This is a genomic window from uncultured Azonexus sp. (assembly GCF_937982035.1).
Taxonomy (GTDB): domain Bacteria; phylum Pseudomonadota; class Gammaproteobacteria; order Burkholderiales; family Rhodocyclaceae; genus Azonexus.
Genome location: NZ_CALJNI010000004.1, coordinates 349,005 through 365,185, shown reverse-complemented (window position 1 = coordinate 365,185; position 16,181 = coordinate 349,005). Strand labels below are relative to the sequence as shown.

Sequence of the window (16,181 nt, the reverse complement as noted above, 5' to 3'; positions counted from 1 at the left end):
CCTCACGCCACGACCGGCTGAGCTTCGATCAGGGAGATCAGCCCGGCCAGCGCATGGCGCACCGATTGCTCGCGCACTGCGGCCCGATCGCCGGCAAATTGACAGGTCGCGGCAACACAGCCGGCTTGCCGTCCGGCCCAGGCGAAACACACCATGCCCACCGGTTTTTCCGGCGAACCGCCGCTCGGGCCGGCAATCCCGGTGATCGACACGGACCAGTCGCCCAGACTGTGGGCCAGCACCCCCTGGGCCATCGCCCGGGCGACTGCCTCGGAAACCGCGCCATGGCGGACCAGCGTCGTTTCCGGCACCCCCAGCATGTCGCGCTTGGCGGCGTTCGAATAAGTGACGAAACCGCGATCGAACCAGGCGGAACTACCGGCTACCGCCGTCAGCGTCTGCGCCACCCAGCCACCGGTACACGACTCGGCCACCGCCAGGCATTCCCCCCGGCGCTCCAGTAGACGGCCCAGGCGACCGGCCATTGCTTCAAGTTCATTCATGGCGCAATCCTAACAATTGGTTACAGAACCGGTACCAAAGCGCGACAGACCCAGGGACTTCAAAGTTCTAAACTGCAAGGGCATTGAACCCCTCCTCTCGAATTCCCCCCATTCGAGAACTTGTACCCCGCCGATGGCGGGGTTTTTTTTGCGCTTAATCATACGCCAACCGTTATAATTTCGGCTTTGTCCTTTTTGCAAACGGGGTCTTCAGCATGGCCGAGCAACATTCTTCCAAAAGCATCATGTGGGCGACCATCATCGTCGCCGCAGTCCTGATCGCGATCATCTTTCCGCTGACCAACAAATCCTTCGAATCCGCCGCCACCAACAACGCCGGCGCCGACGAGGCCGAACTGCGCATCCAGCCGGTCGCCCGCTTCGAACTGGCAAAGGCAGAAGTGGCAGAAGAAGGCGGCGCGCCGAAGGATGGCCCGACCGTGTACAACAGCGTTTGCGGCGCCTGCCACAACTCCGGTGCCGCCGGCGCGCCGAAGATCGACGCCAAGGGTGACTGGACTGCCCGCCTCGGCGCCGGCAATGCCGCCCTGTACGCTTCCGTGATCAACGGCAAGGGCGCGATGCCGCCGAAGGGTGGCGCTGCCAAGCTGTCCGAGGACGAAATCAAGGGTGCCGTCGATTACATCCTGAGCAAGGTCAAGTAAGCCGCAACACCAGCAATTTCCAGAAAGGGAGGCTGCAGCCTCCCTTTTTTCATTTCTTGGCGGCCAGCAAGGCCTTCATCGCATCGAGCCGGGCGCTACCGGTGGCCCGGTCGGGCATCGCCGCCTGCTTGCCGCCGGAAAAACGCACGTCTTCCTGACCCATCTCGGCGATGAAACGCGACGGCTCGCAGGGAATCAGTTCGCGCGCCTGCTTGCGCTTCTCGCAATAGCTGATGTGCAGCGAGCGCTGGGCGCGCGTGATGCCGACATACATCAGCCGCCGCTCCTCCTGCAGCTTGGCCGGGTCCAGCGACTCGCGGTGGGGCAGGATGCCTTCCTCGACGCCAACCAGGAAAACATGCTTGTACTCCAGGCCCTTGGCGGCATGCAGCGTCGATAGCTGAACGGCGTCGACCTCGTCGCTGTTCTGCTTTTCCAGCATGTTGATCAGGGCGATGCTCTGCACCAGGTCGATCAGCGTCTTGCCGTCTTCCTCGCCCTTCTTGTTGATCCACTCGGCGAATTCGCAGACATTGGCCCAGCGGGATTGCGCCGTGCGCTGCTCTTCGGTGTCGTAGAGATAGGTTTCGTAATCGATCGCCTTGAGCAGGTCAGGCAACACCTGCTGCGCCGGCTCGCGGCTTGCCCGCTCCTGCATGCGATTGATGAAGCGGCAGAATTCGAGCAGGGGTTCGAGTTGCCGGGCCTGCACGCGGTGGGCAAAGCCTTCCTCGAAAGCCGCATGGAACAGCGAGACGTGCCGCTCGCCGGCGTATTGCCCGAGCACCTGCAGGGTGGCCGCGCCGATGCCGCGCCGGGGCGTGGTCGCCGCACGGATGAAGGCCGGATCGTCGTCCTCGTTGGCCAGCAGACGCAGATAGCTGGTCAGGTCCTTGATCTCGGCCTTATCGAAGAAGGACTGGCCGCCGGAGAGCAGATAGGGAATTTTCTGGTTGCGCAGTTGCGTTTCGAGCAGCCGGGCCTGGTGATTCGAGCGGTAGAGGATGGCGTAGTCGCGGAACTTGCCGCGATGCTCGAAGCGATGGGCCTGCAGCTTCATGACCACGCTCTCGGCCTCGGCCTCGTTGTCCTTGCTGGCGGTGACGTAGATCGGGTCGCCGTGGCCGAGTTCCGACCACAGGGTCTTGTCGAACAGTTTCTCGTTGTGCGAGATGACGTTGTTGGCGGCCTTCAGGATACGGACGGTCGAGCGGTAGTTCTGCTCGAGCTTGATCACCTTGAGGGCCGGGAATTCGCTGGGCAGTTTCTTCAGGTTGTCGATGTCGGCGCCGCGCCAGCCGTAGATCGCCTGGTCGTCGTCGCCGACCGCGGTGAATTGGGCGCGGACGCCGGTCAGCAGCTTGAGCAACTGGTACTGGCAGGCATTGGTGTCCTGGTATTCATCGACCAGCAGGTAACGCAGTCGGTTCTGCCATTTCTCGGCAATCTGCGGATGCTCGCTGAACAGTTTGACCGGCAGGCCGATCAGGTCGTCGAAGTCGACCGCCTGGTAGGCTTTCAGCGTCGCTTCGTAGCTCAGGTAGGCAGCGGCAGCGAGCGCTTCGTGCTCGTTGGCGACGAGCTGACGGGCGGCCTCGGGCGTGATCAAGGCGTTTTTCCAGTTGGAAATGATCGACTGCAGCCGGCGCAGCGTCGCCTTGTCCACCGTCTTGGCACAATCGCCGATGATGCCGGCGCAGTCGGCCGAATCAAAAATGGAAAAGCGCGGCTTGTAGCCGAGCGCCTTCGCTTCCTCGCGCAGGATGCGCACCCCGAGCGAGTGAAAGGTCGAAATCTGCAGCTCGTTGGCGATCCCCGACGACATCAGCTTGCCGACGCGCTCCTGCATTTCCTTCGCCGCCTTGTTGGTGAAGGTGATGGCGGCAATGTTGCGCGGCTGGAAGCCGCAGTCCTGGACCAGATAGGCGATCTTCTGCGTGATCACGCGCGTCTTGCCCGAACCGGCGCCGGCAAGGACAAGCAGGGGACCGTCGAGGTAGTGGATCGCTTCGCGTTGCTGGGGATTGAGGCCGGACATGGCGCCAGGATTCCTGGTACGGGATGACAAGGTGTCGACGCGGTGCCGTGCTGGCAAGCTTCGACGCGGCTGCGCATTTTACCGCATGCACCGGCAAGTGCCGGCTCAGACCGTCTCGTCGATCTTTCCCGGACGCTTGCCGCGGGTGTTCATGTTCAGCAGCAACAGGCCCAACGGACCCAGGCCAGCCAGTTGCCCGGCCAGTCTTTCCGCATCCTGGCGACGCCGTTCGACGCCCTGATAGGGACCGACACTGCGCGGATCGACCTCGGCCATGTCCTGCTGCAGGGAGCGTTCGCGGTCGTTGCTCGCCCCCTCCATCGCCTCGACCCGGCGGACTGCGTGCGCCTGGGCCAGCAGAGCCCGTTCCGCCGCTTCCGGCGAATGGCGCTGCGTGGTGGAAATCAGGCGTGAGGTTTTCATGATCGGGCTCCTGACCCGATCTACGGCATCCCGGCCGAAAACTTGAATCGCGACAGCGACTTAGAGCGCGCCGAACACCTTCTTCAGGATCGCGCTGCCCGCAGCCACCGGGTTGGCGCGCAGTTTGCGTTCCTCTTCGGCGATCATCAGGAACAGACCGTCCATGGCCTTCTGCGTGACGTAGTTGTCGATATCGGCGTCCTTCTTGTCGACCAGGCCGAAACTCGCCGCCTTGCCGGCGAACTTGTTGTACTGGTCGGCCAGCTGCAGCTTGCTGGTCGCCGACTTGACGATGGGCAGGAACTTGACCGCCAGTTGCTCGCTCGACGAGCGGCGGAAATATTCGGTCACGCTGTCGTCACCGCCGGTCAGGATGACCTTGGCATCCTGCAGGGTCATCCGCTTGATGGAATCGGAGAGGATGGGCAGGGCCTGAGCCACGGCATTTTCCGCCGCATGGTTCATGGTCTCGACCAGTTGATCGGCCTGCTTGCCCATGCCGAACATGCGCAGCCCGGACTCGGCTTTTTCCAGATAGCCCGGCAGCGGAATCTTGACCTTGCTGTTGCCCAGAAAACCATTTTTCTGGCCCAGCGAGCCGACCGCATACTCGGCCCCCTTGGCCAGCGCCTGACGCACCCCGGCACCGGCATCGGCATTGGAGATGCCGTCTAGGCCGGCTGCATGCACCAGCCCCGTGGACAGGAAAAAACCGAACGCAAACGCAAGACGACGGACGATGGCAGGCATGATGAATCTCCGGATGTTCAAACGATATCGAGATGCCCGATGCCCTGGGTCAGGTCGCGGTCCTTGGATTCCTTGCCGTGCAGCTTGATCTGCAGGCGCAGGTCATTCAGCGAGTCGGCGTTGCGCAGGGCGTCCTCGTAGCTGATCTTGCCGTTGTCGTAGAGATCGAACAAGGCCTGGTCAAAGGTCTGCATGCCGAGTTCGCGCGACTTCTTCATGATTTCCTTGATCTCCTGGACCTCGCCGCGGAAGATCAGGTCGGAAATCAGCGGCGAGTTGAGCATCACCTCGACCGCGGCGACCCGGCCTTTGCCGTCCTTCTTCGGCAGCAGGCGCTGCGAGACCATCGCCCGCACATTCAGCGACAGGTCCATCAGCAGTTGCTGACGGCGCTCTTCGGGGAAGAAGTTGATGATCCGGTCGATCGCCTGGTTGGTGCTGTTGGCGTGCAGCGTCGCCAGCGCCAGGTGGCCGGTCTCGGCGAAGGCGATGGCGTAGTCCATGGTGTCGCGGTCGCGGATTTCGCCCATCAGGATGACGTCCGGCGCCTGGCGCAGGGTGTTCTTCAGCGCCGGCCCCCAGTCGTCGGTATCCACGCCGACTTCGCGCTGGGTGACGATGCAGTTCTTGTGCTCATGCACGTATTCGATCGGGTCCTCGATCGTGATGATGTGGCCGTAGCTGTTCTCGTTGCGGTAATCGACCAGCGCCGCCAGCGAGGTCGTCTTGCCGGTACCGGTGCCGCCGACGAAGATGATCAGGCCGCGCTTGGTCATCGCCAGGTCCTTGACCACTTGCGGCAAGCCGAGGTCGTCGAGGGTCGGGATGGTCATGTTGATGGTCCGGCAGACAACGGCGACGCGCCCCTGCTGAACCAGCGCATTGACCCGGAAGCGGCCGATGCCGGTCGGCGAGATGGCGAAGTTGCATTCGCGCGTCGACTCGAATTCGGCGGCCTGACGGTCGTTCATGATCGAACGGGCAAGTTCGGCCGTGTGCTGCGACGTCAGCACCTGGTTGGAGACCGGCGTGATCTTGCCGTCAATCTTGATGGCCGGCGGAAAGCCGGAGGTGATGAACAAGTCCGAACCACGCTTCTGCGCCATCAGGCGCAGAAGATCGTGCATGAATTTCATTGCCTGATCGCGTTCCATTTATTCCCCCGAATCAACTGGCCGGCATCAGGCCGGGAAGGCGTCCTTGTTGGCGGCGCGCAGGCGCGCTTCGCCGCTGGCCACGACGTTGCGGCGGACCAGGTCGATCAGACACTGGTCGAGCGTCTGCATGCCCTGGGCCTGACCGGTCTGGATCGCCGAGTACATCTGCGCGACCTTGTTCTCGCGGATCAGGTTGCGGATCGCCGGCGTGCCGATCATGATCTCGTGGGCAGCGACGCGGCCCTGACCATCCTTGGTCTTGAGCAGGGTCTGCGAGATGACGGCGCGCAGCGATTCGGACAGCATGGCGCGGACCATTTCCTTTTCGTCGGCCGGGAAGACGTCGACCACCCGGTCGATGGTCTTGGCGGCCGACGAGGTATGCAAGGTGCCGAACACGAGGTGGCCGGTCTCGGCCGCAGTCAGCGCCAGACGGATGGTTTCCAGGTCACGCAATTCGCCGACCAGGATCACATCCGGGTCTTCACGCAGTGCCGAACGTAGGGCGTTCGAGAAGGACAGGGTCTGCGGACCGACTTCGCGCTGGTTGATCAGGCACTTTTTCGACTCATGGACGAATTCGATCGGGTCCTCGATGGTTAGGATGTGTGCGTAGTCGTTTTCATTGACGTGGTTGACCATCGCCGCCAGCGTCGTCGACTTGCCGGAGCCAGTCGGGCCGGTGACCAGCACGATGCCGCGCGGATACTCGGAAATGTCCTTGAATATCTTCGGGCAGTTCAGCTCTTCCAGCGTCAGCACCTTGGTCGGAATCGTCCGGAAGACGGCGGCGGCACCGCGCTGCTGGTTGAAGGCGTTAACCCGGAAGCGGGCCAGGTTGGGAATCTCGAAGGAGAAGTCGCATTCCAGCGTTTCCTCGAAAATCTTGCGCTGGCTGTCGTTCATGATGTCGTACACCATGCCGTGCACGTCCTTGTGCTCCATCGGCGGCAGGTTGATGCGGCGCACGTCGCCATGGACGCGAATCATCGGCGGCAGGCCGGACGACAGGTGAAGGTCGGATGCCTTGTTCTTGACGCTGAAGGCCAGCAGTTCGGTGATGTCCATGCGATTGGTCCTTGGAGCCCGTGTATACTTGATCGATCGAAATTGCCAATGGATTATGAGCGCAATCGCCGACAACCTGCAAGCCGTACGAAACCGCATCGCACAAGCGGCGCGGGCGGCCGGGCGGCCGGCGGACAGCATCAGCCTGCTCGCCGTCAGCAAGACCAAGCCGCTGGCCGACGTGCTGGCTGCTGCCGCCGCCGGACAAACCGACTTTGGCGAAAACTACGTCCAGGAGGGCGTGGACAAGCTTTTGGCGAGCGCCGCCGGCAACTCACTCACCTGGCATTTCATCGGCCCCTTGCAGAGCAACAAGACGCGCCTGGTCGCCGAACATTTCGACTGGGTGCATTCGGTGGACCGGCTGAAGATTGCCGAACGCCTGTCGACGCAGCGGCCATCGACGATGCCGCCACTCAATGTGTGCGTCCAGGTCAACGTCTCGGGCGAAGCCAGCAAGAGCGGTTGCGCGCCCGCCGAAGCGGCTGCCCTGTGCCAGGCGGTGGCCCGGCTGCCCGGCTTGCGCCTGCGCGGCCTGATGGCGATTCCCGAACCGACCGACGACATTGCCGCGCAACGCCTGCCGTTCCGGCAATTGCGCGGGATTTTCGAACAACTGCAGCGCACCGGCCTGGCGCTGGATACGCTGTCCATGGGCATGTCCCACGATCTTGAAGCAGCCATTGCCGAAGGCGCCACCCTGGTGCGCATCGGCACGGCCATTTTTGGTGAAAGAAACTACGCATGAAGATTCTCTTCCTGGGCGGCGGCAACATGGCCAACGCACTGATTGGCGGCATGGTGAAGCAGGGCTTTGCCGCAACCGACATCCACGTCATTGATCCGGGTGCCGACGCCCGGGCACGGCTGAGCGCCAGCTACGGCGTCCATTGCCACGCCGCGGCCGGCGATGCCCCCGACGCGCCCGACGTCCTCGTCCTCGCCGTCAAGCCGCAGCAGATGCGCGAAGCGGTGGCGCCATTGGTCGGCCGGCTCGGCCAGGCCATCGTCGTCAGCATCGCCGCCGGCCTCGACATGAGCGCGCTGTCGCGCTGGCTCGGCGGCCACCGGCAGATCGTGCGCAGCATGCCGAATACGCCGGCCCTGATCGGTGCCGGCATCACCGGCCTGTGCGCGCTACCCGACGTCGACAGCGCCGGCAAGGCACTGGCCGAACGCGTCCTGCGCGCCGTCGGCAGCACCGTCTGGATCGACGATGAAGCGCAGATGGATGCCGTTACCGCCATTTCCGGCAGCGGCCCGGCCTATGTCTTCCTATTCATCGAAGCCCTGCAGCAGGCCGCCGCCGAACTCGGCTTCACGCCGGCCCAGGGTCGCCAGCTGGCCATCGAAACCGTTCAGGGTGCCGCCGCACTGGCCGCTGCCTCCGACGAACCGGCTTCGCTGCTGCGCGAGCGCGTCACCTCCAAGGGCGGCACCACCGAGGCAGCACTCAAGGTGATGCTCGAACGCGGCGTCAAGGATGGCATCGTCGCCGGTTGCCTGGCCGCTGAAACACGTGGCCGCGAACTCGGCAAACTGCTCGGAGGAGATGCGTGATGCAGGCTTTCTTTTTCCTGATCAACGCGGTCGTCAGTTTTTTCTGCACCCTGTTGCTGCTGCGCTTCATCATGCAGATGGCGCGGGTATCGTTCGCCGGACAACTGGGTGATTTCGTCGTCAAGCTCACCAACTGGGCAGTCAAGCCCTTGCGCCGCATCGTTCCCGGCGTCGCCGGCGTGGACTGGGCCAGCCTGGTGGCCGCGCTGTGGCTGCAACTGATGTACGCCGGCCTGCTGCTGTCGGTGACGCCGGTCGAACTCAGCGCCGATGCCTTCGGCACCGTCCTAATGATCCTGATGCTGGCCATCCGCGGCCTGATCCGCCTGGCCATCTACATCACCATCGGCGTCGTCATCCTGCAGGCGGTGTTGTCCTGGATCAACCCCTATTCGCCGATCGCGCCGACCGTCAATCAACTGGCGCGACCGATCCTCGACCCGATCCGCCGTTTCGTACCGCTGATCGCCGGCGTCGACCTGTCGCCACTGGTCGTCATCCTGCTGCTGCAGGTCGTGCTGATGATCGTCTGATGTCCGTCTGGTACCGCTTCGGCAAGGATGGCAGCGCGACGCTGACGCTGCACATCCAGCCGGGTGCCAAAAAAACCGAAGTCGCCGGCCTGCACGGCGAGGCACTGAAAATCCGCCTGGCGGCGCCACCGGTCGACGGCAAGGCCAATGATGCGCTGCTCCGTTTCGTGGCCGAGCAACTTGACCTGCCCCGATCTGCGGTCACGCTCAAGAGCGGTCAGACTTCACGCCACAAGGTCGTGGAAATCCTCGGCAGCACCGAGGCCCGCATCGCCGCTTTCGCCGGCTGAACGGACCCCGGTACCGCCGGCCGGCTATTTCTTGGCCGGACTGCTTGCCGCGCCGGTCGTCAATTCCGGACGCAGTTTGTCGATACTCTTCTTGCCGAAGCCTTTGACGTTCGTCAGATCGTCAACCGACTTGAACGGACCGTTCTTGTCCCGGTGTTCGACAATCGCCCGGGCCTTGCCCGGGCCGATGCCCTTGACCGCGTCCAGTTCCGCCTCGGTCGCCGTATTGATATTGACGGCGGCCATCGCCATGCCGATGCCTGCCAGCATGCCGAACAACAGGGTGGTAATGCGTTTCATCGAAGCCTCCTCCTGAATATTCCTGGTTGGTGAGATTGCACAGCGGCCTTCCGCTGCGCCGAAATATTCTATATGAATATGACAATGTATTTGTCGACAAAATAAAGCGGCCGGACGGCCGCTTCTTCCGGAGGCCCGGAGTCAATACACGATGCGCCCGCCAACCAATGTCCGGCGGACCTTGCCGCTCATCCGGCACCCCAGCCAGGGCGAATTCTTGCCGCGACTCTTGAGCGCCTCGGGCGTCAGTTGCCACTCGGCTGCTGGGTCGAAGATGCAGATATCGGCCGCTGCGCCGATGGCCAGCGAGCCGCCGGCCAGGCCAAGGATGGCTGCCGGCGCACTGGTGATCCTGGCCAGCGCCGCGCTCAGCGAAATACCCGCCTGTTCCGCCCATTTCAGTGTCAACGGCAGCAGCACTTCCAGACCGGTGGCGCCGGGTTTGGCTTCACCGAAAGGTACCAGCTTGTCGTCGGCGCCAACCGGCGTGTGGTCCGAGCAGATCGCGGCAAATCCTTCGGCCGCAGCGGCCGACAAGGCAGCCCGGTCAGCCTGGGTACGCAGCGGCGGCTGAAAGCGGGCATGGGTATTGAAGAAGCCGATGTCGTTTTCGGTCAGCAACAGGTGATGGACGCCGACATCGAAGCTGAGCGGCAGCCCCTCGGCCATTGCCGCCTTGGCCAGCGCCACGCCAGCCGCCGACGACAGGCGGGTCAGGTGCACGCGGCAGCCGGTATCGCGCACCAGTTGCACGATGGTGGCGATGGCGATGGTCTCGGCGGCTACCGGGATGCCGGCCAGACCAAGCCGTGCCGCGACCTCGCCGTCGTGCGCGATGCCGTTGCGCGACAGCCAGTGGTCCTGCGGATGCAGGAAGACCGGGAAAGCGAAGCTGGCCGCGTATTCGAGCGCGCGCAGCAATGCCTCGGTATCGACCACCGGCACCTTGGCCTGCGAGAAGGCGACACAGCCGGCCTTCTTCAGCCCGGCCAGTTCGGACAGGCGCTCGCCCTGCAGGCCGAGCGTCAGGGCGCCGAGCGGCAGGACGCGGGCCTTGCCGATTTCCCGGCCGCGATGCACGAGGCGGTCGGCCAGTTCCGGCTCGTCGAGCGGCGGATCGGCATCGGGCGGGACGACGACGCTGGTCACGCCGCCGGCGACCGCTGCCGCCAGTTCGGCCTCGATCGAGTTCAGGCGGGCTCCGAGGTCGATCAAGCCGGGACAGACCACGCAACCGGCAGCGTCGATGACCTCGTCGGCGACAAAACCGGCCGGCGCTTCCCCAATGGCGGCGATCCTGCCGGCCACGACGAACAGCGAGGTGGCCTCGCGATCGACTGCCTGGCCCGGATCGATGACACGGCCGTTTTCAATCAGGATGTTCATCTCAATTCCCCGCAACAATACTCATGACCGCCATGCGCACGGCGATGCCGAAGGTGACCTGCGGCAGGATCACCGCCTGCGGCCCGTCGGCGACCGCCGAATGGATTTCGACGCCACGGTTCATCGGCCCTGGATGCATGACGATCGCGTCCGGCTTGGCCAGCGCCAGCTTCTGCGGGGTCAGGCCGTAGTGGCGGAAGTACTCGCCGGCCGACGGCAGCAGCGCGCCGTTCATGCGTTCGTTCTGCAGGCGCAGCATGATCACCACGTCGCAATCCTTCAGGCCGGCTTCCATGTCGTGGAAGACATGCACGCCGAGCTTGTCGAGGTGCTTGGGCAGCAGCGTTTCCGGGCCGATGGCGCGGACTTCCGGGACGCCTAGCGTGGTCAGCGCGTGGATGTCGGAGCGGGCGACGCGCGAGTGCAGGATGTCGCCGACGATGGCCACGCGCAGGTTGGAGAAATCCTTCTTGTAGTGGCGGATGGTGTACATGTCGAGCAGCCCCTGCGTCGGGTGCGCATGGCGGCCGTCGCCGGCATTGACGACGTGGATGTCGTCACGGCCGATGCGGCGCAGATGCTCGGCAATCAGGTAGGGCGCGCCGGAGGAGGCATGGCGGACGACGAACAGGTTGGCGTGCATCGCGCAGAGGTTGTCGATGGTGTCGAGCAGGGTCTCGCCCTTGGCCGTCGACGAACGCCCGATGTCGAGGTTGATGACGTCGGCCGACAACCGCTTGGCAGCGATCTCGAAAGTCGTGCGGGTGCGCGTCGAGTTCTCGAAAAAGAGGTTGAAAACGCTCTTGCCGCGCAGCAGCGGCACCTTTTTCACTTCGCGCGCCGAGACTTCCATGAACGACTCGGCGGTATCGAGGATCTGCGTCAGGATTGCGCGCGGCAGACCCTCCGTCGACAGCAGGTGCGTCAGTTCACCCCTGTCGTTCAACTGCGGGTTATGCATTTTCCAGTCTCCAGGCGAGTTGACCGTCATCCTGCTTTTCCAGCACCAGGCTCTGCTTCGTTTCGAGGGCGACGTCCCAGACCTTCCAGGTCGCCGCCACCGGCAGTTCCCGACCGCCCCGGTCGGCGAGCACTGCCAGCGACACCGAGGCCGGACGTCCATAATCGAACAGTTCGTTGATCGCCGCCCGCGTCGTCCGGCCGGTGTACAGCACGTCGTCGACCAGGATGATGTGGCGGCCCTCGACGTCGAACGGGATCAGCGTCGGCTTGACCTGCGGATGCAGGCCCTTCTCGGCGAAATCGTCGCGATAGAAGGAAACGTCGATCAAACCGGTTTCCCGATCGAGGCCGAGCAATTCACTGAGGCGCTCGGCGATCCAGGCGCCGCCACTGTAGATGCCGACCAGCGCCGGATCTTGCGCCAGCATCGGGCGTATCAGTTCGGCCAGTTGCCGGCACTGGGCTTCGGCGTCGGGCAGGGTGTCATTGGGGTGCATGCAGCGAACTTTCGAACCAGGTTTGAAGAATCAGTTGGGCGGCGACCGCATCGAGCAGCGGCTTGGCCGACTTGGCGTTGCGTCCGGTCTCGCGCAGCCGCGCCTCGGCGTCGAGCGAGCTGAGCCGCTCATCAGCCATGGAAACCGGAAGATTGAAACGTTTTTGCAGACGTTCGGCGAATTTTGTCGCCAGACGGGTCATTTCATGCGGCGTTCCGTCGACATGCGTGGGCAGGCCGACGACCAGCTGCTCCGGCTGCCATTCGGCGATCAGCTTGCCGATTTCGGCAAAGCGCGCATCGTTCGACTCGGCGCGGATCACTGTCAGCGGATGCGCCGACGCCAGCAGCGTCTCGCCGGTCGCCACACCAATGCGCTTTTCGCCAAAGTCGAAGGCCAGCACCGTGCCCACTATGCGTGCCCGGCAACGTCCGAAAGTTGGGAAAAGCTGATGCCGAGTTTCTGCATCGCCGCCGGCAAACGTTCCTCGGGCGGCAGATCGAACAGGATGTCGGATCTGGCCGGTACCGTCAGCCAGGAATTCTGCGCCAGTTCTTCTTCGAGCTGGCCAGCATCCCAACCCGAATAGCCCAGCGACACGATGATCTCCGACGGCAGTCCGTCCTTGGCAACGGCGGCGAGCACATCGCGCGAGCTGGTCAGGCCGACTTCGGCGTTGATCGCCATCGTCGATTGCCAGTGACCGAGCGGGCGATGCAGCACGAACCCCCGGTCGAGTTGCACCGGACCGCCGAAATAGACCGGCAGGCCGGACAGCGCCGTCTGTTCCAGCTTGATGTCGATCTTCTCGAACAGGCCGGCCAGATCCATGTCGATCGGCCGGTTGACGATGATCCCCAAGGCGCCGTTCTCGTTGTGCTCGCAGATATAGACCAGCGCATTCGAAAAATAGGGGTCTTCCAGCGCCGGCATGGCGATCAGAAAGTTGTCGGTCAGGTTGACGTTGTCCATGCCGGCGATTTTAATCGCCATGGAGGCACAAACCAAACATGATTCACGAAAAAGCACTCGTCTGGTTCCGGCGCGACCTGCGCGATCACGACCATGCCGCGCTGGCCGCTGCGCTGGCCAGCGGTCTGCCGGTTCATTGCGCCTTTGTTTTCGATACCGACATTCTCGACCGGCTGCCGTCGCGAACCGATCGCCGCGTCGAATTCATCCACGGCAGCCTGCGCCAACTCGACAGCGCCTTGCGTGCCCGCGGTGGCGGGCTGATCGTTCGTCACGGCCGCGCGGTCGAGGAGATTCCCCGCCTGGCCCGAGAGATCGGCGCGCGGGCGGTATTCGTCAATCGCGATTACGAGCCGGCGGCCAAACGCCGCGACGCCGAAGTCGGCCGCTTGCTCGGCGAACAAGGGATTGCCCTGCACGAGTTCAAGGACCAGGCCATCTTCGAACGCGACGAACTGCTGACTGGCGCCGGCCGCCCCTACACGGTGTTCACCCCGTACAAGAACGCCTGGCTGAAACGCCTGAGCAGCGCCGATCACGCCCCCTGCAACGGCAGCGGACAGTTTGCCCCGGCACCGGCGGCAACGCTGCCGACGCTGGACGATCTCGGTTTCCGCCCGAGCAATCTCGGCGAGCTCGGCATCGAACCCGGCATGGCCGGCGCCCGCAAGCTGTGGGACGAATTCCGTGCCGGCCGCATCCAGCGCTATGGCACCTTGCGCGACTTCCCGGCGATCAAGGGGGTCAGCTACCTGTCGGTGCACCTGCGGTTCGGCACGCTCTCGATCCGCGAGCTGGTCAGCGTCGCGCTGGCCGAGCAAGCCGACAGCTGGCTCAACGAGCTGATCTGGCGGGATTTCTATTTCATGATCCTCGACCGCTTTCCACATGCGGCCGAACGCGCGTTCAAACCCGAATACGACGCCATCCGCTGGGAAGATTGGCCGGCGGGGCTGGCCGCCTGGCAGCAGGGACGCACCGGCTACCCGCTGGTCGATGCGGCGATGCACCAGTTGAATCACAGCGGCTGGATGCACAACCGCCTGCGCATGGTCGTCGCCTCGTTCCTGTGCAAGGACCTGGGCATCGACTGGCGCCTCGGCGAACGCTACTTTGCCGAACAACTCAACGACTTCGACCTCTCGGCCAACAACGGCGGCTGGCAGTGGGCGGCGTCGAGCGGCTGCGATGCGCAGCCCTATTTCCGCATCTTCAACCCGGTCACGCAATCGGAAAAATTCGACCCGGAAGGCAAGTTCATCCGGCGCTACCTGCCTGAACTGGCCAAAGTGCCGAACAAATACATCCACGCACCGTGGACCATGGGCCGTCTGGAGCAGGAGGCGCTCGGCGTCGTCATCGGCCGCGACTATCCGGGACCGATTGTCGACCATGCGACGGCACGGGAAAAAACGCTGGCGCGCTATGCGGTGGTGAAGAAAGCGTAAACGCCGGGGTCAGGCGAGCAGTTCGCGCAGTCTGGCGTCTTCGTGCAGGATATGGCGGACCAGCCAGGTGCGCAGGTAGACCAGCACATCGAACTGGGCGGTCAGCGGATTGTCGTGCAATTCGGCGTAGAACTCGCTCAGCCGCTGCTCGAATTCGCCATGCTGGTGCTTCTGGCGGTCAAACGCAGCATAGCGGTGATGATCCATCATGCGCTCCTCGGCGCGGAAATGGACCTGCGCATAGAGGTCGAGCGCCTTGATCACCCGCGCCACTTCACGCGCACCGCGCCGACCCGACACCACCTCGTAGAGGTCGTTGGTCAGGTCGAACAGATAACGGTGATGCTCATCGATGACATCGATGCCGATGCGCAAGCTGTCGTCCCAGCGGACCCATTCGAATTCACGCGGTGGCAGCTCCGGCAGGTCCAGCACCTGATTCGGATCGATGATGTCGTCGCGGTATAGCTCGCGGATCCGCCGGACTTCGGGAATCGCCTTCATGAACCCGGCAACGACCTGCGGATCGAATTGCTTGCCGGCGTTATCGGCGACCCAGGCAATCGCTTCATCTACCGGCCAGGGATCCTTGTACGGGCGGCGCGAGGTCAGTGCGTCGAAGACGTCGGACACGGCACAGATTCGCGCCAACAGGGGAATTTCCTCACCGGCCAGACCGTCGGGATAGCCATTGCCGTCCCAGTGTTCGTGGTGCGAAGCGGCAATGTCGCGGGCCGCCTGGATCAGGCTGTCGTCGCCCTCAAGCAGACGCTTGCCGATGCTGGTATGCCCCTTCATCACTTCGTATTCGTCCGGCAGCAGGCGCCCCGGCTTGAGCAGGATCGCATCCGGAATGCCGATCTTGCCGACATCGTGCATCGGCGCGCAGATGGCGAGCAGTTCGCGCTGGTCGGGCGGCAGGTTCATCGCCTTGGCAATCGCCGTCGCGATGTGGGTCATGCGCATGATGTGCATGCCGGTTTCGTTGTCGCGGTATTCGGAGGCCGTGCCCAGCCGGCGAATGGCGTCGGTGCGGGCATCCTCGAGCTCGACCTCGCGCACGCGCAGGGTTTCGTTGACGATCAGGCGCGACACCAGGACCGACAAGGCCTGCGCCAGATCCTCCATGAACTCGTACTCAACCGGGTCGGGCTGCCAGTCGGCATCGACGAACATCAGCGCTTTGCCGATCAGCGCGGCGTTGTCGCGCAAGGGCAGCATGAAACAGGCGGCACCGGCGGGCAGTTCCCGCTGCATCAGCGGCGGCAGGCTGGCGCTGGCATCGCGCACCAGACTCACCCGCTCCTCGTCCCCGCTGGACAGGTGGTAAGGCGAACTGTCCCCGTCAATGCACATCCAGGGTGGCGGCAGACCGAACTGCCCGACCTGGATCAGCAGGCCCCGGGAATTGCGGAGCAGGATCAGGCTGTGCGGCAGCACCCGGATGCCGGGCAGGCTGCTCAGCAGATCGTTCAATCTGGCCAGCATGCCGTCGAGATCGCCGCTATCGAGACGCGTCAGGTCGAAGACGAGGCGGCTGATGGCGAGTATTTCCTGTTCCTTGTCCATCGCTAGTTGCAATCAACCCCAAATGAGACGAACTCTCATTATATGGAGCTTCCTTCATG

General features: G+C 63.7%; 19 protein-coding genes. 6 read left to right on the top strand and 13 right to left on the bottom strand.

Going from position 1 to position 16,181, the window contains the following annotated elements; all coding sequences use genetic code 11:
- Nucleotides 1-2 precede the first annotated feature (2 nt).
- The gene (locus tag Q0799_RS04510; RefSeq protein ID WP_298394781.1) at nucleotides 3-503 is read right to left on the bottom strand and encodes a CinA family protein; all 501 of its coding nucleotides are present in this window, start codon (nucleotides 501-503) and stop codon (nucleotides 3-5) included.
- A gap of 215 nt (nucleotides 504-718) precedes the next feature.
- Here Q0799_RS04510 and Q0799_RS04505 point away from each other — a divergent pair, with 215 nt between their 5' ends.
- Complete coding sequence (locus tag Q0799_RS04505; protein WP_298394778.1) at nucleotides 719-1,168, top strand: c-type cytochrome; 450 nt, start codon at nucleotides 719-721, stop codon at nucleotides 1,166-1,168.
- Nucleotides 1,169-1,217: 49 nt separating this feature from the next.
- Here the strand turns inward: Q0799_RS04505 and Q0799_RS04500 are convergent, their stop codons facing one another.
- The 5 genes from Q0799_RS04500 to Q0799_RS04480 form a co-directional block, all read right to left on the bottom strand.
- On the bottom strand, nucleotides 1,218-3,206 hold the full coding sequence (locus Q0799_RS04500; RefSeq protein WP_298394775.1) for a UvrD-helicase domain-containing protein: 1,989 nt from the start codon (nucleotides 3,204-3,206) through the stop codon (nucleotides 1,218-1,220).
- A 105-nt stretch (nucleotides 3,207-3,311) separates the two neighbouring features.
- Complete coding sequence (locus Q0799_RS04495) at nucleotides 3,312-3,629, bottom strand: hypothetical protein (RefSeq protein ID WP_028993618.1); 318 nt, start codon at nucleotides 3,627-3,629, stop codon at nucleotides 3,312-3,314.
- Nucleotides 3,630-3,689: 60 nt separating this feature from the next.
- The gene (locus Q0799_RS04490) at nucleotides 3,690-4,379 is read right to left on the bottom strand and encodes a DUF4197 domain-containing protein (protein ID WP_298394769.1); all 690 of its coding nucleotides are present in this window, start codon (nucleotides 4,377-4,379) and stop codon (nucleotides 3,690-3,692) included.
- Nucleotides 4,380-4,396: 17 nt separating this feature from the next.
- Nucleotides 4,397-5,533, bottom strand: coding sequence for a PilT/PilU family type 4a pilus ATPase (locus tag Q0799_RS04485; protein WP_298394766.1), 1,137 nt, complete (start codon nucleotides 5,531-5,533; stop codon nucleotides 4,397-4,399).
- Between the two features lie 27 nt (nucleotides 5,534-5,560).
- Nucleotides 5,561-6,604, bottom strand: coding sequence for a type IV pilus twitching motility protein PilT (locus Q0799_RS04480; protein WP_028993621.1), 1,044 nt, complete (start codon nucleotides 6,602-6,604; stop codon nucleotides 5,561-5,563).
- 55 nt (nucleotides 6,605-6,659) lie between these two features.
- Here Q0799_RS04480 and Q0799_RS04475 point away from each other — a divergent pair, with 55 nt between their 5' ends.
- From Q0799_RS04475 to Q0799_RS04460, 4 genes are read left to right on the top strand one after another with little or no spacing between them, the layout of a single operon-like run.
- Complete coding sequence (locus tag Q0799_RS04475) at nucleotides 6,660-7,352, top strand: YggS family pyridoxal phosphate-dependent enzyme (RefSeq protein WP_298394761.1); 693 nt, start codon at nucleotides 6,660-6,662, stop codon at nucleotides 7,350-7,352.
- Nucleotides 7,349-8,164, top strand: coding sequence for a pyrroline-5-carboxylate reductase (gene proC, locus Q0799_RS04470; RefSeq protein ID WP_298394758.1), 816 nt, complete (start codon nucleotides 7,349-7,351; stop codon nucleotides 8,162-8,164). Before Q0799_RS04475 ends, proC begins: the two co-directional genes overlap by 4 nt.
- Nucleotides 8,164-8,697: a YggT family protein gene (locus tag Q0799_RS04465; protein ID WP_298394755.1), complete on the top strand. Its 534-nt coding sequence runs from the start codon at nucleotides 8,164-8,166 to the stop codon at nucleotides 8,695-8,697. The genes proC and Q0799_RS04465 overlap by 1 nt, the downstream gene beginning before the upstream one ends.
- Complete coding sequence (locus Q0799_RS04460) at nucleotides 8,697-8,987, top strand: DUF167 domain-containing protein (protein WP_298394752.1); 291 nt, start codon at nucleotides 8,697-8,699, stop codon at nucleotides 8,985-8,987. The genes Q0799_RS04465 and Q0799_RS04460 overlap by 1 nt, the downstream gene beginning before the upstream one ends.
- Nucleotides 8,988-9,011: 24 nt before the next feature.
- On the opposite strand, the gene Q0799_RS04455 is transcribed toward Q0799_RS04460, so the two are convergent.
- From Q0799_RS04455 to Q0799_RS04430, 6 genes are all read right to left on the bottom strand, one after another.
- On the bottom strand, nucleotides 9,012-9,287 hold the full coding sequence (locus Q0799_RS04455) for a helix-hairpin-helix domain-containing protein (RefSeq protein WP_298394749.1): 276 nt from the start codon (nucleotides 9,285-9,287) through the stop codon (nucleotides 9,012-9,014).
- Between the two features lie 141 nt (nucleotides 9,288-9,428).
- Entirely contained in the window at nucleotides 9,429-10,673 is a 1,245-nt protein-coding gene (locus Q0799_RS04450; protein WP_298394745.1) for a dihydroorotase, read from the bottom strand.
- 1 nt (nucleotide 10,674) lies between these two features.
- Entirely contained in the window at nucleotides 10,675-11,634 is a 960-nt protein-coding gene (locus tag Q0799_RS04445) for an aspartate carbamoyltransferase catalytic subunit (protein ID WP_281984706.1), read from the bottom strand.
- Nucleotides 11,627-12,133 carry a bifunctional pyr operon transcriptional regulator/uracil phosphoribosyltransferase PyrR gene (gene pyrR / locus Q0799_RS04440; RefSeq protein WP_298394738.1) on the bottom strand — a complete coding sequence of 169 codons (507 nt, stop codon included), beginning with the start codon at nucleotides 12,131-12,133 and terminating at the stop codon, nucleotides 11,627-11,629. Before pyrR ends, Q0799_RS04445 begins: the two co-directional genes overlap by 8 nt.
- Complete coding sequence (ruvX, locus tag Q0799_RS04435; RefSeq protein ID WP_028993630.1) at nucleotides 12,120-12,545, bottom strand: Holliday junction resolvase RuvX; 426 nt, start codon at nucleotides 12,543-12,545, stop codon at nucleotides 12,120-12,122. The genes pyrR and ruvX overlap by 14 nt, the downstream gene beginning before the upstream one ends.
- The gene (locus tag Q0799_RS04430) at nucleotides 12,545-13,105 is read right to left on the bottom strand and encodes a YqgE/AlgH family protein (protein ID WP_298395020.1); all 561 of its coding nucleotides are present in this window, start codon (nucleotides 13,103-13,105) and stop codon (nucleotides 12,545-12,547) included. Before Q0799_RS04430 ends, ruvX begins: the two co-directional genes overlap by 1 nt.
- A 38-nt stretch (nucleotides 13,106-13,143) precedes the next feature.
- Here Q0799_RS04430 and Q0799_RS04425 point away from each other — a divergent pair, with 38 nt between their 5' ends.
- Nucleotides 13,144-14,553, top strand: a complete 1,410-nt coding sequence (locus Q0799_RS04425) for a deoxyribodipyrimidine photo-lyase (protein WP_298394732.1) — start codon at nucleotides 13,144-13,146, stop codon at nucleotides 14,551-14,553.
- A gap of 9 nt (nucleotides 14,554-14,562) precedes the next feature.
- Here Q0799_RS04425 and Q0799_RS04420 read toward each other — a convergent pair whose 3' ends face one another.
- A complete protein-coding gene (locus Q0799_RS04420; RefSeq protein ID WP_298394729.1) occupies nucleotides 14,563-16,122 on the bottom strand; it encodes a bacteriohemerythrin in 1,560 nt (519 codons plus the stop codon).
- Nucleotides 16,123-16,181: the final 59 nt, after the last annotated feature.

Bases quoted from the DNA above. Each gene is read 5' to 3' on its own strand.
- Q0799_RS04510 (WP_298394781.1), bottom strand. From the start codon at position 503: ATGAATGAACTTGAAGCAATGGCCGGTCGCCTGGGCCGTCTACTGGAG.
- Q0799_RS04505 (WP_298394778.1), top strand. From the start codon at position 719: ATGGCCGAGCAACATTCTTCCAAAAGCATCATGTGGGCGACCATCATC.
- Q0799_RS04500 (WP_298394775.1), bottom strand. From the start codon at position 3,206: ATGTCCGGCCTCAATCCCCAGCAACGCGAAGCGATCCACTACCTCGAC.
- Q0799_RS04495 (WP_028993618.1), bottom strand. From the start codon at position 3,629: ATGAAAACCTCACGCCTGATTTCCACCACGCAGCGCCATTCGCCGGAA.
- Q0799_RS04490 (WP_298394769.1), bottom strand. From the start codon at position 4,379: ATGCCTGCCATCGTCCGTCGTCTTGCGTTTGCGTTCGGTTTTTTCCTG.
- Q0799_RS04485 (WP_298394766.1), bottom strand. From the start codon at position 5,533: ATGGAACGCGATCAGGCAATGAAATTCATGCACGATCTTCTGCGCCTG.
- Q0799_RS04480 (WP_028993621.1), bottom strand. From the start codon at position 6,604: ATGGACATCACCGAACTGCTGGCCTTCAGCGTCAAGAACAAGGCATCC.
- Q0799_RS04475 (WP_298394761.1), top strand. From the start codon at position 6,660: ATGAGCGCAATCGCCGACAACCTGCAAGCCGTACGAAACCGCATCGCA.
- proC (WP_298394758.1), top strand. From the start codon at position 7,349: ATGAAGATTCTCTTCCTGGGCGGCGGCAACATGGCCAACGCACTGATT.
- Q0799_RS04465 (WP_298394755.1), top strand. From the start codon at position 8,164: ATGCAGGCTTTCTTTTTCCTGATCAACGCGGTCGTCAGTTTTTTCTGC.
- Q0799_RS04460 (WP_298394752.1), top strand. From the start codon at position 8,697: ATGTCCGTCTGGTACCGCTTCGGCAAGGATGGCAGCGCGACGCTGACG.
- Q0799_RS04455 (WP_298394749.1), bottom strand. From the start codon at position 9,287: ATGAAACGCATTACCACCCTGTTGTTCGGCATGCTGGCAGGCATCGGC.
- Q0799_RS04450 (WP_298394745.1), bottom strand. From the start codon at position 10,673: ATGAACATCCTGATTGAAAACGGCCGTGTCATCGATCCGGGCCAGGCA.
- Q0799_RS04445 (WP_281984706.1), bottom strand. From the start codon at position 11,634: ATGCATAACCCGCAGTTGAACGACAGGGGTGAACTGACGCACCTGCTG.
- pyrR (WP_298394738.1), bottom strand. From the start codon at position 12,133: ATGCACCCCAATGACACCCTGCCCGACGCCGAAGCCCAGTGCCGGCAA.
- Q0799_RS04430 (WP_298395020.1), bottom strand. From the start codon at position 13,105: ATGGACAACGTCAACCTGACCGACAACTTTCTGATCGCCATGCCGGCG.
- Q0799_RS04425 (WP_298394732.1), top strand. From the start codon at position 13,144: ATGATTCACGAAAAAGCACTCGTCTGGTTCCGGCGCGACCTGCGCGAT.
- Q0799_RS04420 (WP_298394729.1), bottom strand. From the start codon at position 16,122: ATGGACAAGGAACAGGAAATACTCGCCATCAGCCGCCTCGTCTTCGAC.